Below are 16,941 nucleotides of genomic sequence, written 5' to 3'. Positions count from 1 at the left end.
GGCACCACGGGTTCAGATACAACGGGCTCAGGCACCACGGGCTCAGGCACCACGGGCTCAGGCACCACAGGTTCGACAGGTAGCACATCCAGTGAAGGTCAAGGGAGCAATGGTACAGTAGAAGTCGTTTATCAAGAAGTTGGGCCTTCTAGCCGCTGTTTCCCTGGTTTAGTAGGTCTGCGCCAACTTCCAGTTGATCAAGCTAACAATCTAACCAATAGCAATTCCTCTAGTTCCAGCACAAGCACAGGAACTAATACAGGCACCACAGACACAGGTACTGGTACGGGAACTGGCACAGGCACGGGAACTGGCACTGGTACGGGAACTGGCACAGGCACGGGAACTGGCACTGGGACAAATACTGGCACTGGTACTACAGGCACCACGGGTACTGGCACAAGTCCTAGCACAGGTACGACTACAACACCTTAGTAGCAGGGTACTAATCAGTGATGCCGTCATCACTGATGGGGCAATCTCCCTGAGGGTTGCCCCCTCCTTCTCACCTTTCCAGTAACGTCAACGAGAAAAACGAAGGCTCCAGCGCAAGAATCAAGATGCCAATCAATGACTGCTTCCACTGTTCGGTTCAAGGATAGGAATTTTGTCTCAAAATTGAGTCAGCAGGTTTCTAGAGTTTTCCTGGGCTTAAGTGTCCTTGCGATTTTGATGCCTCAATTGACATGGGCACAAACATCATTAATACCAGCGCCCTCCTTTGAACCCCTAGATACAAAACTGCTAGAGCAAAAGACTCGACCCCCACAAAGTGATTGGGTAACCGCAAGTACCATCTCGCCGACCAGTTTAACCAACCCTAGTCTTTGGTGGGCAGAAGAACAGTTTAATGAGTTTGATGGCAAACTCATTGAGAATTGGATTGCGTATCAAGATAAGAAGAGAGTGGATTTAGTGGTCAATCGCCAACTCTGGACTCTCCTCGACTATTTAGGACGATATAGTTTTTTGAGCAAGTATGGTACTGCTGCTAGAGATTATCAGTACAATGTCAGGGTCTTCAACGATCGCTCAGCACTCTTAGCAACCTATACCTGTAATTACAGTACAACTTTACCCGATTGCCAGCTTAAAGTATTCGATTCCTTTGGAAGGGATAGTTTACCAGCTCGTGGCAAATAACTCGGTGGCAAATTCTAATTGCGCTTTACGCTACGGATTTGTATCCAAAGTTTTTCATACTCTTTAGATACTGCCTCAGGCAAGGGTTCAATAAACTCACTTTTTTTAACAATTGAACTATCGGGTAGACGTAAGTGGTTGTCTTGAAGATCTTTTGGTAAGTTCGTCGGCTCGACTTCGGCGAATATCGGCGAGGCAGCATTGCTCAATACAGAAATTTCCTTGGCGGACTGAGGCTGCCAGCAAAACTCAATCCACTGCTTCGCTAAAGATACGTTAGGGTTAACATCAGTAGGCGGCTTGGACGGAGCAGATATCTTTCTCAGGTTGGAGCTAGTGGAGAGAGATGTCGGTTGCACCCAGACATCTGCCCAAAGTGCTGTTCCTGACAGGGGAACCACAGCGTCAATTTGGCGATAACTCCCTCGCACGGATAACACATCAGTTGACCAACCCAACGCTAGCCAAGTATCTCCTAAAAGCAAGGCTTCCAGATAGTTGTCAGAGCTGTAGTACTTGACTTGTTGATGTAGCTTCAGCAGTTCTTCTTTTAAGTTGGGCACTTGGCTCAAATTCTTATGGTTGTAGGACAATCCAAGTTTTTTTAAGGTCAGACCAATCACTTCGCGAGGCTGATCCAAAAGAGAAATGCGATCGCGCAATTCGGGACGCCACAAGTCACTCCAATCCTTGGGTGTCCACCCTAACTCCTCAAACTTATCCCGGCGATAGGCAATGACGGTAGTACCCCAGCGGTAGGGTGCGCCCCACACTTGACCATTTTTAGTCAACTGACCTTGAGCATTGCGTCTCACTAACTCTTTCCAACGGGGCGGTAATTGCTGCCAGCCTTTCCCATCTTCAAGATCGAGGGGTTGAATGAGTTTCTCATGAATCGCCTGTTCTAACCAGTAATCTCCTAACGTCACCAAATTAGCAAGCTCAGGCGTTTTATCGCTGATGAAAGGTAAAGGCAACCATTGCTGATTCTCTTTTTTTCCAGCTTGCTGCTTCCAAATTTTCAGGCGTTTAAATAAATCATTTAACTGATTTTCTGGAGCGAAATCGAGCTTAGCAGGTAATTTCAATCCCTTACGAAATTCATTAAGCATCTGAGCCGGAATGGAACCTTTCAACAACTGTACGTTCAAAGACGCCTGTTGCTGAGGGTTACACCCAGACATCAGTTGACCTAGTGCTAGAGAACTGCCACCCACTAAAAAGGATCGTCGCTTCATCATTCTCTGCCTCCCCCCTACAGCGCCTGCCGCTGTTCAACACCAAAACCCACAAGGTCAATAACCGTGGGTGGCTCGCCTGTTTCCGGACGCTTGTAGGTGATAATTGTGCGTAATCGTAAATCGGGTGCAACCAAACGCATTTGGTCAATGGCAACTGAACGCCTATAGTAGCTTGTCATCTCCAGAGTTTGACGACTGGGTAAATAGGTAAAGCGACTCTGTATGGCACCCGGTTCTGAGTAACCCTCATCCCGCAGATAATAACCCTGTATCACCTCTTCTGCGGTTGGAACTTGAGCTGCTAACGGTATTGATGGAATAGCAGGCGACGTTTCGTCTGGGGTTACGTAAGCATCAGGGATAAACAGTGCCTTGAGACTCATTGACACTTGTTCACCCGTTTCTGAGATGGTATCAAAGGCGATCGCAAACCCTGGACAGACTATCTCATCCGACTGAACTTGCGTCAAGTCAAATTTGATACCTTCCAGGGAGGATAGGGACAAAACATGCTGTTTTTGGTCACCCGTCAACGATTCCACACGAAATTCTGTATAAGAACGTTCAACCTGACCCTGGAGGACAGAATGATACATTCTTTGTGTTTTCCATAAACCTGTGCAGGCGGTAAAAAATTCCTGAAACTCAAGCATTTTTTGGGGAATGACCTAAATCTTTACCAGAAAAGAGAAAATTCGCTCTTTTAAGAAAATTAGCATAATTTTTGTGACCTCTTAGACAGACAAGAAGAACCTGACAGAGCTATCCTAATCTATAAGCCAAAGTCTGACCCCACACAGTCAAGAAAATCCTACCCCCTGAACATCAAGGGCAAAATAATCGGCTTTCTTGTATCAATTTTGCTATTTTTAACGTATAAATCGCCTAAAGTTACGAGGGTTATAGCATTTTGGATTTTGGATTGCACAAGCCTTCTGGAGGCAATGGTTTCAATCTATGATCCGTCGCCTCCTCTGGTTAAATTGGTATTGTTTACTATTCCATCTTCATTACAGGGAATTAGGAGGGCTCAGCCAACAGGAATGAGGAACTAAGTATATTTGCTAACCCTGTAAATGTCAATTTTTTAAATTTACCTGATTAAAAATGAGTCAACGGTTTTATCAGGTCGTTTTTTGCAATAGTTAAATCAATCAGCAATCAAGGTCAATTTACCCCTAAAGTGAATAGCATAAAAGTGAACCCAGTTTTGGACACTAGGAGATCGCATGGATGCCGTTCAAAAGCAAGTCATCGCTCTGAGTCATAAAGTCGATGCACTCTACCAAATCATTGACCAGCTTAGTTGCAAAGTCTCAGAATCGCTGACTGAAATCAAACAGATGCCACGTCAGGAAAGTAACCCTTTCTCGTCAGCTGGACAGTTCAGGTCGTATACCTATCAAAGTCCAAGTCTTCTTGACTCTGTGATGGATCATAAAGACGTCCTGATCGATGGTAAAAGCGAACTTCCCAATTCTCATCAAAGCAGTGAGAATACTCTATCGGCGGACATTCAAGTTCAACGTCTGACCGCCCAACTAACCGCAGCGTATAATCGCATCGCTGCTCTGGAAGAACAGCTGCTAGCTCGGAGAATTCACTCTTAGGTTTGCAGTCGAGCAGCTCTTGAAAACAACTCTCACATGACCAGAGAAAGTACAGCGTTACTTGCCTATAGAGAAGATTAACCTCAAATCAGTGTAGTACCTGTACAAATATAGCCAAAGAGTCTTTCTTTGTGTGGATGACGGGTGCAACTGAACTGTATAGCTATAATTATGAAGCTTACTTGAACTGAGACTAAAACCTGGCGTTGTACTTGTGTAGTTGGTCTTGCTAGAGGTGACCCTTGCTAAACTAATCTCACTAACTTCGACGTAATGGTATTAACTTGGGCAGTATCGCTCTACTAAAGCTTCAATGGTGCCCAGTAATTGCACCGTGTTCCAGCCTTTGTAAAGATGTGCTGCGATCGCACATCCCCCCGCCCCGACCCCTTCTTTGACATAGCCTTCCTCATAAGCTTGTAGCTGAGGATAGCGAGATGTGGCAAAACTTAACGGTGTTGCCAAAAGCGGTACGCTGCCGACGTCTCGTGCTAATCCAACAGTATCACCTGTGGGGTCTTCTGCTACCCAACGAGTTGTTCCAACTACAACTCGTTCGGGTTGCCATTTCAGTGAGGGACTTGGGGGCTGGGGACTGGGTTGAAGGTTGGGAGGTTGGGAGGTTGAATGTTTGGAGGTTGAATGTTGAAGGTTTTCCAGACAACGTTCAACCTTCAACTTACTAACTTCCAACTCTTGTTCTATGTCACCAATCCCCTTCTTAGTTAGGGACGATTGAGCAGCAAGATCTGTGTCGGAAGGTAGAACTGATGCATCAAGCTGGCTCAACGCCTGCGCTAAAGCATAAACAGCCAGCATTTGCGTACCACCGGCAAGCAATACTCCACAGTGATGACTCGCTGCGATCGCCATTCCAGCCGCCACAATTTGCATCGGATCTCCTACTGCTGCTACTAACTGGAACGGGTCAATCAATTTTGCATTTTGGATGTTGGATTTTGGATTTTCCCCCACTTCCTCAGTCCCCAGTCCTGCACATCGCAAGCCCTCCTGCACAATCGCCCACTTTTGGGCATGATTGCACTGCGGGTGACTACTGTTGACCTTGCCCGCTGCCACAATCCCCAAACCCGTGAGTATACTCAAAGCCGTTGTGGTTCCTCCTACCACACACTCACTGATAATCACATAGCCTTCATCGGCCGTTTCCGCCAGCTTTTCTCCCCACTTTACGCCTTGTTCAAATAGATGTTTCACCGTGTCGAGGGGTAAGGCATTCCCGGACGTAAGACACTTAGCCGGGACACCCCCTAAGTCAATGGCAGGTACTGCGGGAGACTGAGGTAAGCCCGCATTGAACAGATAAACAGGGAGGTCGAATGCCTCAACGACAGCACGGGAAATCAGTACAGGGGATGCCCCAGCGGTGAGTGGTGGCAGGGGATATTGAGGCTTGGGTTGAACACCGTTGAGCAAAAATTCTCCATCTGCGATCGCAGTGTATTTGCGATCGTCGGGTGTTGCCCCAGCCGCCGAAATACCGGGAATCAAAGCTGTGGCGGTAAATCCTAAAATACAAGCCAGTATTGGTCGGCGTCCTTGATACTGCTGCAACCATTGATGTCCCTGAGTCGGTTGAGTATAAATTCGGATCATGGTTTGGATGTGGGAAGGTTAGAAGAAAGTTCAAGTCAGTCTTTTAACCTGCAACCTACAACCTACAACCTACAACCTGCAACCTTTTAACCTGCAACCTGCAACCTTTTAACCTGCAACCTGCAACCTGCAACCTTTTAACCTGCAACCTACAACCTGTAACCTTTTAACCTTCAACTCTTATCACCCTTCGTAATCCAGCAAAACTTGTACCCAGTTAGGGGGTCGCGGAATTGGGTTACCTAAGCGATCAAGCATGAGTAACGCAACCAGATGGACAACGAATAAATAAACCAGATTATTCAGGATGATCATCACCACAGCGATCGCCTGAATTAAAGTTAGATCTGGCTGAGCTAATAACCCTAGTTTTGTAAACCCCCACTCCGTCAACTGGGTAATTTGAGTCATCACGTAGACCCATAAATCTTCACCCAAGAGAAGGGAAAGCAGCCAAAATCGAAAAAAGAATCCTATCGTGCCCAGCAGCGCTCCTGTAGTCATCGATAAGAGCCAGTGGGCTCGACGTTTCCACATGGCTCCTAGCTGGACGCCCATCAGGCCATAAGGTATAACAAACAGAATACTGCGGGTTGGCCCCATGAGTACCGACAGCAATAACCCCGAAACAATTGCCGCCATCCAAGAGGCTCGGTTTCCCCAGCGCAGATAGACTAACGCGATCGGTATCGGGAAAAACATCCGCAGCACTGGCCCCAGAGGGAAGTAATAATTAATCAGCCAAATTAAGCTAGCAGCGCTGGCAAGAAATGCTGTTTCCACCATTGCTAGTGGCCCTCTAGTCACAGGCTGAGGATTTCTTAGCTTGGCGTCTTCTGGAGAATCCATGAGAGTACTCCCAGTCAGGGCGGTGCCACTGACTTGTGGCTCTTCAAACGCATCCGTTTCACCTGTTGAAGTGGGTGGTACTGGGTCTTGTTCAGTTTGCTCAGTTGAGTCAGAATAGTCGCTCAGGGGTTCTGCTGCCGATTTGAAAGGATGGTTCTTCGTTTCCTCACAAGGATCGGGGCGAGACGATGGGGCATTATCAGAAGGATCGCTCATGCAAATTCAGTATCATTATTCATTAGTCGGAGGGTTGAAGGTTGACGCTTGATGGTTGACCTGAACCTTGAACTTACCAACTTGGCAACCTGCTAACCTGTAACCCATTACTGCTTACCTTTCGTCACTTGGGGGCGGCTGAGTTTCCTCTGACAAAAACTCTGAGGCAGATTGCTCAGTGGTCTGAGACTCTAATTCTTGAATTACCAACACCGAACAAGGAGCGTGGTGTACCACATAGTTACTTACGCTTCCCAGTAACACTTCTGCTAATCCTGAACGACCCCGACGCCCGACGACGATTAAATCGGCCTCCCAACTCTTTGCCACTTCACACACGAGATGACCCGCTTCCCCAACCTGGTAATCAGCCTCCATAGGCACCCCTTGGTTCAGCGCTTCTTGGCAGTAGCGTTGCAGCAGTGCATCGGCAGCCTCCATCTGCTGATCTATGATAATTTGTTGAGTCTGGTAATTGCTAACCGTAAAGCTAGGCTGTAAGTTCGGATCGTAAGACATAGGAACCGCTGGTTCAGACATCATTTCCGGGGGAATGCAGTGAAACAGCTTGAACGCCGCTCTATTGGTCTGAGCTAGTTCTAGCGCCGCTGTAAAGACATGAATACTTAACGGCGAGTTGTTAATAGCAACAAGGATTTTCTTAAAACTCATCTGTTTTGCAGTGGTATAGGGTGTTCCAGAAAATCGACGCTCGACGCCCTGAGGGCTTGTTTAAAACTAATTCTATTCCTGGTATTTTGAATTAAATGAGGAGGGTGAGCAATGCCCACCCTCCTCCCTAAGCATTGCTTTCGTTGTTTTTGGACTCGTGATGAATCCTGAACTAGGCAATGATCTTTTCCAAGGCAGCCACATCAGGGATGTACATGATGTCGTTATCGCGCTTAATTAGCCCCTTTTTTTCCAGCTTGGTCAACACTCGCGTCACTGTCTCCCGCGCCAAACCACTGAGGCTGCTTAACTCTCGATGGGGTAGATTGGGAATTTCAGTTCCTTGTTGTTTCAACTTCCCTTGTCCTTCTGCTAAAAACAATAACGTATCTGCCACCCTAGACGTACTATCCGACTCCCGGAGGCGGAGACGCCGATTGACTTGACGCAGACGCTTTGCCAGCAGCTGAGATAAGCGGACACCCGCTAGGGGTTCGCTATGGACTAGCTGGACAAAATCCTGAGCTGGGATACTGCCAATCGTTGTGGACGTTAGCGTAATCACATCGGTGGAACGCGGCACCTCATCGAGCGCCGCCATTTCGCCAAAGAGTTCTCCTTTTCCTAAAATGTTGAGGGTCACCTCTCTGCCGTCAAGGTTGTAGGTGCGAATCTTTGCCCATCCTTCCAAAATGAAGTAAACAGAGCCACCCCAGTCATTCTCCAACAAGATTACTCGGTTGGCCGGATGGCTACGGGTGACAACGTGAGCAGTGGCTTGCTCTACAGTAGCTTCTGGTAAGCCAGCAAAAAAAGGTGCCGCGCTAATCAACTCATTAACATTTGAGTTCATTTCGTGTGAGTTGTATCGGTCTTCCATGAAATCACGAGCACATTGTAAACGCGGTGGACAGATAAAGTCTTAGCTGTCCCCTAAATTGAAGCAGGAGGCTGCTCGGAGTTTAATGTTTGCAAAGCAACAGAACAATGGGTTTCAGGCACCTCACCAACCTTTCAAGACAAGCCAAAATGACGTAAGCAGAGGTTGTTTCCTCACATAGGACGGCTCTACCCCTTAGGGAGGTGCCTTCAGGTGCTGATTCTGTCAGAGCTTGAGGCACTCATCGAGTCATGTGTCCATTATTATCCTCTATATTGATCGACCTCCAAAAATTCTATTTGTGCCAGGGGGCATCTCGTAAATTCAGTAAGTGGAAGTTGTAATGAGTTTACGATCAGGACAAAAAAGCCGAATATTTATCAATTTATTTAAATTACCGGATTTTTAGGGAGAAACTGGTATAGGTATTTTTCTGCAATTGATAGCAGCCTTCAACCTGAGTTCATGGGCTCTAACAATCCCCATAGCCTCAGTGGCTCTTGTTTATTTAACATAAAAAGCAGGGGAATCATACTCACTCCTGTATCAGTGCACTTATTCTCGTCAAGGGTTTCACCGTGGCTTCTTTGAAGGATATTCAATCTCTGATCGCTGATATTGACAGCATCCTCCCTAAAGCAGATGCTCGTCTTCCCTGGTCTAAGCCCGGTGATATGGCCCAAGAGCGCCGGGTTTTGGGGCGAGTTCGGAGTTATCTGGTTTCCCAACAACAGAATTTTGCCGCCGCCTCAACAGAGCTGCCCCTACCTGCAACGCCAGCTCAGCAACAAGTAGTAGACCAGATCATGCAAGCGGTTACTCAAGAAATGAAGTTTCTGCGAGCTAACTTAATGCAGCCCTTGCAGTCAGACATAGAAGCTCTGCGTCAACAACGGGAAGCTCTGGTTCAAGAAATTCGACAGCTAGAACAAAAAAGACGGCAGATTGATTCAATAAGTCAGGGTAGTACCCCTCAACAGCAGATTATTTCCGAGTTTTCCCAGGGATTGATTGACCGTTATAGCGAAAGCTTGACACAACAGCTAGCTCAAATTTTAGCGAATTTTGAGCGTCGCATGGGACATTCCGAATGGCCCGAACGATCGCACGACGCAGCCTATACTCCCTACTCTCCGATCCCCCTGGCTGGAAGCGATCGCGCGATCGCACCCGCTTTTCTGGATCAAGAGCCGATGGAGCCGGTGAGGCAGGCTCCATCAACCAGTGAGCAACTGCGGAAGCTACAAGCTCACACCGACCAATTGCTGATCACCTTAGAGGCCAACCAACGGGCGATCTTTGAGGCTTTAGAGCGCGATCTCCGGGGCTATCAAGCCTCTTTGTCCCAAGGATTGGAAAAGATGCACAACTTGGGCTCTCAAGGCGAGATGTTGTTTACAGCCGTGGTGAATCGCTGGCTAGAGCCGTTGACACAAGACCCCTCAACCCGTCTCTCCTCATCCGTACCACCCTCCGATTTAGCGAATCCAACGCAGGCAAAGGGTATCAGCCTCACAACACCAGAAACGTTGGTGCCCAGCGCAGCCCTCAGCTTTACTGAGCCATTGCCGCTAGAGCCACTTTCGCTCCAACCCAAACCTGTAACCGAAGACGCGACTCAGCCCGTCTCCACCTCGTCTCAAGAGACAATTCCCACAGCTGATTCTTCGCCATTGCTTTCCGAGCCGTCTCAGTCAACCCCGCAAAATAATGTGCTACAAAACCTGACCTCGGAAGATTGGGAAATCGTTGAAGGAATAGAGGCTGACAATCTCGACTTTGAGCTAGATGACAACGATCAGCTAGAGACTTTTATACAGCTAGACCTCGAAGAGCCAACATCATTCTCCTCACCAGAAGGGATAGGTACACCAAACTCCTTAGATAGTCAAGATTCAGATTTCCTGTTGGCTTGGCTCAATGAAAGACAGCAAGATGTCTCGGAGTCAGAAGTCGCTGAAGTCACAGGATTAGACAACTCGGAAGTGGCGGCTGAACTCACCCTAAATGCCGATCGCCGTCGCCAAGAAATTGACGAATTATATCAAAGTCTCTTTGGGACAGACGCTTTAACCGACACAGTAAATAAAGAGGCCTCAGATTTCTCTATTGAAGGGAAGTCAGATAGCTCAGAGTCCATGCCCGCATCCGAGGAGTTTCCAGCAATCGCACAAAACGCAACACCAGAAGCGATCGCAGATGACCCCAGCGTTAATGCTGACTCGGTCACGTCCTTACCGCCTCAGGTTGAGGATGCCTTGTTTGCAGGACTTTCCGTGAACACAGATGCTGTCGAGCAGCCGCCAGATATTCTACCGTCCCAAGCTCAACCTCCAACGGAAGCAACGCAAGAGTGGGCGCAATCATGGGAAGCTGTATTTTTTGAGGAGTCGGAGTCTGAGTCCCTCAGCCAAACCGATTTACCCCAACAAGCACAGTCTTCGGTCAGCACAGACGACTCACATCAGAATAGCCTCAGCAGACAAGAAGCTATTGTGACCATTGCGGCGTTAACCGATTTGTTTGAGGAAATGGGTTTGAGTCCGGAGGTAACGGTGGCAGAAGACCACTTCCTGCCGACCCCAACCCCTCAGCCGTCCGAATCCCAAACGCCTAACTCGGAAGCTAGTCGGGTTGAAGACCACTACATCCCAGCCTCACCCGAAGAAGATTTGCTGGAAACGACTACCTTAGAGAGCGATCCAGAGGTAGATCTCTCCTTAGACCCCAACACGCTCCAGCAGCTCCAGCAAGACCTCGATAGTTTTGAGGGGTCTATGGGTCAGACGACCCCAAGACAGGACGAGCAGCAGTGGCTCAGCCCTGATCTAGAAGGGTCAACCGTCACACCAGGGGTGGAGCCATCGTATGCTCAGAACCAGCCATTTTTCATGCCGCCACAGGAGTCATTGGCGGAAGACTGGGAAGAGTTCGTACTCAATTATTGGTTAAGAGAACGGGAGTTTGCTAACGATGCAATACCGACAGCCGCCGAATTAGTCGAGTCGGATTTTGACCCAGATTTGTTTCCCTCAGAAGCGCTGGAACTCGATCAAGAGACTACGATACAGGCGAGTGTAGCCGATTCCGGAGAGCTGATCACACAAGAGAATGAGCCAGCCTACTTCGCGTTTGAGGATGAGCCTGTTGTGGATGAGATGCGGTGGGATGAGCCAACGGATAGCACGACGGAGGAAGCGATCGCGCCGTGGGACGCCACAGCCTCCTTTGCCTCACCCGAATTGGAGTTGGACTCGGATTTCTTTACCCAAGAAGTCCTTGATACAGACCTAGAGGGGGAAGGCAGCACAGCTATGCCTGGAGCTTTGAGGGAAGAGGGACATCCTGAGGCATCTGACCCCAGGCAAGACCCCATATCGCCCCAAGATGTCCTGGAACATGACTCGGATAACTTAGCCGCATCTGGTGTGGACTTAGAGCAACCGGAATCTGAGAACGTAGAATTATCCACCCCGAACCATCAGGTTGTAACTTCACAAGAGCCAAGCCAGCCCTCTACTGAAGGGTTAAGTGAGGATAGCACATTAGAGAACCTGACACAGGAGGGAGAGCTTTCAAGTGAGTCGAATTTTCAGGTAAACTTTCCTCATACTGAAGCGTTGAACTCAGAGCAATCCGACAACCCCGAAAAAATTAACCCTGGTTCCGATTCCGAAGCTCAACCGTAAATCAACGACAGTCAGTGTCAAGTTTGAACACAACCGCCAAACAAAAGAAAGCACACACTTTCTCCAGAATCTGCCTCTACCTGCTCAAAACTTAATGCCTGCATCATCAAAGCAAACAGATGCGAACTCTAGCAGCGCTGTCTGGTACTTGGGAATTGACTTTGGTACCACGGGTATTTCTGCTGTCCTATTGAACTACTCGACGAGACAGCGATACCCCATCTCTTGGTCGCACGAAGTACCCGTAACGGCTGATGAATTACCTACGGAGACTTCTCAAATCACCCCCCCTAGTTCTGAGGAGCCGATCTTTCGTTTACCCGCTGTCGCCTATTCTGAACCAGCAGCGAGTAAGCGCTTTGTTGAGCAGGCGAAGGCGATCGCACCAATAGTTGTAGGTTCCTTGGCTTCTACCCTAGCCCATAACCAGCCGGGAGTATTGCTGGAAAACTTTAAATCCTATTTGAATCTTGGCATTCCCTACTATTGCCCACAACGTCATAAGTGGGAACCAACATTGCAATTACCTGCTCATCCCCAGTTGCAGTCCAAGGGAGTAGATCGGCAAGACAAGGGAAGCAAGGAAGAGAACGTACTATCTACAAACACCACTTCATCTCAGCAGGTAGTCTCTCTGTACTGGGTGCGGCAGGCTGTGCAAGCACTGTTTGCCACGCTAAAGCCGAATAGTACCCAAGTCAATACTATGCTCAAGGTGGCAGTACAAGGTCTGGCGGTGGAAATGTGGGAAGATGCCTTACAGCACCTAGAAGGTGTGATTCTGGGCTGTCCGGCTGCTTGGGGAGAGACTTACCACTTCAATTTACGAGAAGCTGTGCTAGCCGCTAAGCTGGTAGATTCTCCGGAACAAATTTTCTTTCTGGAGGATGCGATCGCTTCTGTATTGGCAGCTTTACCTACTGCTAAATCTGATGCTCCGACGAGGGAGAAACAGAGCTTATACGAGGAGGGAGAGGGGGAGAATTTCTCAACTCAAACCCAGAACGAAGAACCATCCTTCACCCCTCTAGGGGATCTGGCTACATTATCACCAAAACTCCGGTCACCTTCCCCTTGGCACGGGGGTACTCTGGTGATTAACGCGGGAGCGACTACGACGGAGCTCGCTTTGGTGGATTTGCCCGATGACCTTCAAGAGTTAAGGTACAGTGACTTTAGTCTGTGTAGTTTGCCTTATGCAGGCCAAGCGATCGCGCAAGATATTTTCTGCCAATTATTGTATCCTCAACTGTCTGGTGAGCAACAGCAGCAGCTCTCACTCAGTGATGATTTAGAATTCCCGCAACCCGGTCAACCTGATCCGCAACGACGCGATCGCTTGGCATTGCTGTTGCAGAGTTCTTCCTTAGGACAAGCATTCCTCAAAGCAGCGGGTTGCCTAAAGTTAATCTTGCAACACAAAGGGAAATTTACCCTAGATCTGGGCAAAGAGCGGTTTACACTCACACGTCTTGATTTAGAAGACCGTGTTGTTCAACCGTTTATTCAACAGCTCCATCAAAAGCTGAATGCGCTGCTGCTGGAAACCGGAATATCAGAACACGGTATTTATCAAGTCTTGTTGCTAGGAGGTAGTGCTAATTTAATCGCACTGACCGAGTGGATACACAAGCGACTCCCCAACGCCACTGTCATTCGGGACACTGATTCACCGGGTGGAAGCTGGGTTGCGGCTGGACTGGCAACGTTGCCTCTGTATCCCCAACTGTTAAATCGCTCTCGGCAGCAGTATAGTGACTATTTCCTTTTTTTAGAGCTACTCCGTGCTTTTCCGGAAACCGCACCTGAATCAGCAGAGCGTCTTTACCGACTTGAAGAAATCATGCAGCAGTTGGAACATCGGGGACTCAACACCCGCACTTGTTATGAACGACTGGTTCACTTGATAGAAGGCCACTTACCAGAGGGGTTGGTGCCCTCCCTTGAAAAGACGAGCTGGCTCTTTCCCACCTCCCATCAAAATCCACTTTACTCTCAGGTTGCTGCAAGTACAGGACTTTTTTTGAAAGAGGGTCATGACTCAAGTGGCACAGGTCAAGTCGGACACCTCTATCGGCGCAATCTCCAGCAGCAAGCCCTACTTCGATACTATATGCAGCTTGTCTTGTCTGGTATCTATCAAAAGTTTGAAGAACCGCTGCTCGTCAGTTGGATTTAGCTTAACAAAGCTTAATCTAGTTAAGGTATCAAAATTAAAGTTTTGTTTCAATCAAAAAACGACAACTTCACAAAAACTTTAACAAGAGCGTGGGAATTGTGAAGACTCAGTAAATTAGGGCGGTCGGACTACCATCAAACTCTGAAAAGGGATAATCATCCCTGATAGGTGTCACCTAAATGCCTAATGCTCTGTAAACAACCGCTCTTAAACCGTGTCTACCACATCACAGTCTCCTGATGCCTTATCGGTTGACTTCCTACTTCTCGCTCACACCAGCCAGGGTTATAAGGTTCAGCAGCATCTGCATTACTCAGCGCAAAGCAAGCGCAAGCGATTGCTGGACATCATGGGAGCGCTAGTTGGACTAGCGATTACTGTCATCTTCGCCATTCCGATCGCAATCGCCATCCAGCTAGATAATCCAGGCCCGATCTTTTATAGCCAAATGCGCTGTGGCCTGAAGGGCAAGCCTTTCCGCCTGTGGAAATTCCGCTCAATGGTCGTAGATGCTCACCGCCTACAGCATCTTGTACAGAATCAGGCCAAGGGCAACATTTTCAAAAATCAAAATGACCCTCGTGTGACTCGTGTTGGTCGATTTTTACGTCGTACCAGCTTGGACGAATTGCCTCAATTTTGGAACGTCCTCACAGGAGATATGAGCTTAGTGGGCACTCGTCCACCCACCGTGGAAGAAGTGAAACGCTATAAGAAGCATCACTGGGATCGCTTGAATATTAAGCCTGGAATGACCGGTGAATGGCAGGCCAATGGACGCTCTAGCGTCACAGATTTTGAAGAAATCGTGCGCATGGATGTTGCCTATCAGCAAAAGTGGTCTATTGCCTACGACCTCAAATTAATTTTCAAAACTCTCCTGGTTGTTGTCTGTAAAGATGGTGCTTTTTAAGTCTGTTGCATTCGTCGAGCTTCAGGCTGAAAGGACAAGTAGATTTCTGCCAAAAAATGCCGTTTTGGCGAAATCTAAGCTAAGAGTGAAGACAGAAGCATCTTCACTCTTCGCTATTTTGCTGTTTTATGAATTTACCGAACTGGATTACCTTTTCTCGCCTGCTAGGGTTGCCGTTTCTCCTATACGGTCTCTATAATCCAACCGACCGAATGCGCTGGATTTGTTTGGTCGTCTTTCTCGTTGCGGCGGGTACCGATTGGTTAGATGGTTATCTGGCTCGTAAACTCAACCAAATTACCGATTTAGGCAAATTTCTTGACCCCTTAGTTGATAAATTTTTGGTCTTGGCTCCTCTAATGGCGTTAATTCAATTGGGACAGGTACCCGCTTGGGGAGTCTTTCTGATTTTGGCGCGGGAGTTGCTGATTGCGGGTTGGCGGGTTAACCCAAACTTAACAGGTAGTACGAGCATTAGTGGTGCTAATCTTTGGGGAAAACTCAAAACCGTGAGTCAGATTTTAGCGATCGCACTTTTGATTGCCCCAACCCCCGACTCCTGGAAAACCCCCTCTCTAGTTGCCTTCTGGATATCTGTTGCCTTCACCTGGATTTCGGGTGCCATATACTTGTGGCCTCAAAAAAGCAATCCGCCAGCAACGGCAACGAGTGGTCTAAAAGCCGATAGCTAATAGCCGATTTCTCATCCGTTAGCCAGAGGAATCAATGTCTTCAGATTCCTAATATGGGCGTACTGGGACACAGATAACTCTGGGGACAGGAGTATGCCTCTTTTCAAAATTGGAGATTTTAATCCACACTATCGCGAAGAAGCGTTTGATGGAGAAGATGTCAAGGGACTTGATGTCTATGCGGGGAGAAACCATGAGAAAATTGGCTCCATTCATGACGTGCTTGTGGATGAAACAGGCAGTTTCCGATATCTTGTCATTGATACAGGCTTCTGGATTTTTGGAAAGAAGGTGTTGCTTCCAGTTGGTCGTTGCCATGTTGATACGGCGGCGCGACGCATCTACGCCATAGGAATTTCCAGCAAGGAGCAAGCGGAAAAATTACCCGAATACGATGACAGTATGACGGTTGATTACGATTACGAAGAGCGGGTGCGGCACGTTTATCGCACTCCCACTGTAGAAGCCTCAGCGCCTGTGGAGACATCAGGAGTTAGGGGGGTATCGGCTCAAGCGGCTACGCCACGTTTTGTCTCGAATCAGCCTAGCTCTGTTGCTTATGACCGCAATACCTATACCTACGAGCATGAGCCTTCACTCTACCAAATGAATGCTCAGGAACATCAAACACTCAGGCTGTATGAAGAACGGTTAGTTGCAAATAAACACCGTCGCCAGACTGGTGAAGTTGCGATCGGCAAGCGGGTTGAAACTGAAACCGCACGAGTTTCGGTTCCGGTGGAGAAAGAACGTGTGGTAATTGAGCGCACAACACCGGAAGACCTTGGGGCTACAGTGACTCCTGGTAGTGTAGATTTCCATGAAGGCGAAGTGGCTCACATGAATGTCTACGAAGAGACGGCGGAAATCGGAAAACAGGCTTTTGTCCGCGAGGAAGTCACCGTCAGAAAAGAAATTTCGCGAGATACGGTGGATGCAACAGAAACACTTCGTCGCGAAGAGTTAGAAGTAGACGTGAACGGAAAGCCGATTGTGAAGCCACAGTAACACGGGTGCATCCCAATGCAAAAATACCTGGTAATGGGAAAGAAGCTGTTGGTTAATTGACAAGGGCTTTGACCTCTTACACCCTAAGCTCGACAAATTTAGGAACTGTAGGGGCAGGTTTTGTGCCTACCCTACCTAGAACTGCGGGCACCCGCAGTTCTAGGGCACCCACAAGGAGTGCCCCTACTCAACTGCTTTTAAAATCTCGTCATCCACCGAGAAATCGACCTCA

General features: G+C 48.1%; 13 protein-coding genes and 1 pseudogene. 8 read left to right on the top strand and 6 right to left on the bottom strand.

Annotation, left to right across the window (positions count from 1 at the left end; translation table 11 throughout):
- A pseudogene (locus V6C93_RS01080) lies at window positions 1–435 on the top strand (hypothetical protein); the annotation flags it as partial.
- A gap of 135 nt (window positions 436–570) precedes the next feature.
- Entirely contained in the window at window positions 571–1,143 is a 573-nt protein-coding gene (locus tag V6C93_RS01075; protein WP_333474788.1) for a hypothetical protein, read from the top strand.
- 14 nt (window positions 1,144–1,157) lie between these two features.
- Here the strand turns inward: V6C93_RS01075 and V6C93_RS01070 are convergent, their stop codons facing one another.
- Window positions 1,158–2,384, bottom strand: a complete 1,227-nt coding sequence (locus tag V6C93_RS01070) for an extracellular solute-binding protein (protein ID WP_333474787.1) — start codon at window positions 2,382–2,384, stop codon at window positions 1,158–1,160.
- Window positions 2,385–2,398: 14 nt separating this feature from the next.
- Entirely contained in the window at window positions 2,399–3,037 is a 639-nt protein-coding gene (locus tag V6C93_RS01065; RefSeq protein ID WP_333474786.1) for a phycobiliprotein lyase, read from the bottom strand.
- A gap of 576 nt (window positions 3,038–3,613) precedes the next feature.
- On the opposite strand from V6C93_RS01065, the gene V6C93_RS01060 reads away from it, so the two are divergent.
- Window positions 3,614–3,994 carry a hypothetical protein gene (locus tag V6C93_RS01060; RefSeq protein WP_333474785.1) on the top strand — a complete coding sequence of 127 codons (381 nt, stop codon included), beginning with the start codon at window positions 3,614–3,616 and terminating at the stop codon, window positions 3,992–3,994.
- 279 nt (window positions 3,995–4,273) lie between these two features.
- Here V6C93_RS01060 and cobT read toward each other — a convergent pair whose 3' ends face one another.
- From cobT to V6C93_RS01040, 4 genes are all read right to left on the bottom strand, one after another.
- Window positions 4,274–5,611, bottom strand: a complete 1,338-nt coding sequence (cobT, locus tag V6C93_RS01055) for a nicotinate mononucleotide-dependent phosphoribosyltransferase CobT (RefSeq protein WP_333474784.1) — start codon at window positions 5,609–5,611, stop codon at window positions 4,274–4,276.
- Window positions 5,612–5,794: 183 nt separating this feature from the next.
- On the bottom strand, window positions 5,795–6,676 hold the full coding sequence (locus tag V6C93_RS01050; protein ID WP_333474783.1) for a DUF2232 domain-containing protein: 882 nt from the start codon (window positions 6,674–6,676) through the stop codon (window positions 5,795–5,797).
- Between the two features lie 114 nt (window positions 6,677–6,790).
- Window positions 6,791–7,348 (bottom strand): universal stress protein, encoded by a 558-nt coding sequence (locus V6C93_RS01045; protein WP_333474782.1) that lies wholly within the window; start codon window positions 7,346–7,348, stop codon window positions 6,791–6,793.
- Window positions 7,349–7,520: 172 nt separating this feature from the next.
- Complete coding sequence (locus tag V6C93_RS01040) at window positions 7,521–8,228, bottom strand: Crp/Fnr family transcriptional regulator (RefSeq protein WP_349262583.1); 708 nt, start codon at window positions 8,226–8,228, stop codon at window positions 7,521–7,523.
- 578 nt (window positions 8,229–8,806) lie between these two features.
- Here V6C93_RS01040 and V6C93_RS01035 point away from each other — a divergent pair.
- The 5 genes from V6C93_RS01035 (at window position 8,807) to V6C93_RS01015 (ending at window position 16,709) form a co-directional block, all read left to right on the top strand.
- Window positions 8,807–11,917 carry a hypothetical protein gene (locus V6C93_RS01035; RefSeq protein ID WP_333474780.1) on the top strand — a complete coding sequence of 1,037 codons (3,111 nt, stop codon included), beginning with the start codon at window positions 8,807–8,809 and terminating at the stop codon, window positions 11,915–11,917.
- A gap of 94 nt (window positions 11,918–12,011) precedes the next feature.
- A complete protein-coding gene (locus V6C93_RS01030) occupies window positions 12,012–14,096 on the top strand; it encodes a hypothetical protein (protein WP_333474779.1) in 2,085 nt (694 codons plus the stop codon).
- Between the two features lie 214 nt (window positions 14,097–14,310).
- Window positions 14,311–15,009, top strand: a complete 699-nt coding sequence (locus V6C93_RS01025) for a sugar transferase (protein ID WP_333474778.1) — start codon at window positions 14,311–14,313, stop codon at window positions 15,007–15,009.
- Between the two features lie 128 nt (window positions 15,010–15,137).
- A complete protein-coding gene (pgsA, locus tag V6C93_RS01020) occupies window positions 15,138–15,701 on the top strand; it encodes a CDP-diacylglycerol--glycerol-3-phosphate 3-phosphatidyltransferase (RefSeq protein WP_333474777.1) in 564 nt (187 codons plus the stop codon).
- Window positions 15,702–15,794: 93 nt separating this feature from the next.
- The gene (locus tag V6C93_RS01015) at window positions 15,795–16,709 is read left to right on the top strand and encodes a DUF2382 domain-containing protein (protein WP_333474776.1); all 915 of its coding nucleotides are present in this window, start codon (window positions 15,795–15,797) and stop codon (window positions 16,707–16,709) included.
- The last annotated feature ends 232 nt before the right edge of the window (window positions 16,710–16,941 follow it).

This window comes from Allocoleopsis sp. (assembly GCF_036703385.1).
Classification (GTDB): domain Bacteria; phylum Cyanobacteriota; class Cyanobacteriia; order Cyanobacteriales; family Coleofasciculaceae; genus Allocoleopsis.
Note: the sequence above shows the minus strand (reverse complement) of the source record. Positions and strands in the feature narration are given on the sequence as shown.

Excerpts from the sequence above, each read along its gene's own strand:
- V6C93_RS01075 (WP_333474788.1), top strand. The coding sequence starts at position 571 with ATGACTGCTTCCACTGTTCGGTTCAAGGATAGGAATTTTGTCTCAAAA.
- V6C93_RS01070 (WP_333474787.1), bottom strand. The coding sequence starts at position 2,384 with ATGATGAAGCGACGATCCTTTTTAGTGGGTGGCAGTTCTCTAGCACTA.
- V6C93_RS01065 (WP_333474786.1), bottom strand. The coding sequence starts at position 3,037 with ATGCTTGAGTTTCAGGAATTTTTTACCGCCTGCACAGGTTTATGGAAA.
- V6C93_RS01060 (WP_333474785.1), top strand. The coding sequence starts at position 3,614 with ATGGATGCCGTTCAAAAGCAAGTCATCGCTCTGAGTCATAAAGTCGAT.
- cobT (WP_333474784.1), bottom strand. The coding sequence starts at position 5,611 with ATGATCCGAATTTATACTCAACCGACTCAGGGACATCAATGGTTGCAG.
- V6C93_RS01050 (WP_333474783.1), bottom strand. The coding sequence starts at position 6,676 with ATGAGCGATCCTTCTGATAATGCCCCATCGTCTCGCCCCGATCCTTGT.
- V6C93_RS01045 (WP_333474782.1), bottom strand. The coding sequence starts at position 7,348 with ATGAGTTTTAAGAAAATCCTTGTTGCTATTAACAACTCGCCGTTAAGT.
- V6C93_RS01040 (WP_349262583.1), bottom strand. The coding sequence starts at position 8,228 with ATGGAAGACCGATACAACTCACACGAAATGAACTCAAATGTTAATGAG.
- V6C93_RS01030 (WP_333474779.1), top strand. The coding sequence starts at position 12,012 with ATGCCTGCATCATCAAAGCAAACAGATGCGAACTCTAGCAGCGCTGTC.
- pgsA (WP_333474777.1), top strand. The coding sequence starts at position 15,138 with ATGAATTTACCGAACTGGATTACCTTTTCTCGCCTGCTAGGGTTGCCG.
- V6C93_RS01015 (WP_333474776.1), top strand. The coding sequence starts at position 15,795 with ATGCCTCTTTTCAAAATTGGAGATTTTAATCCACACTATCGCGAAGAA.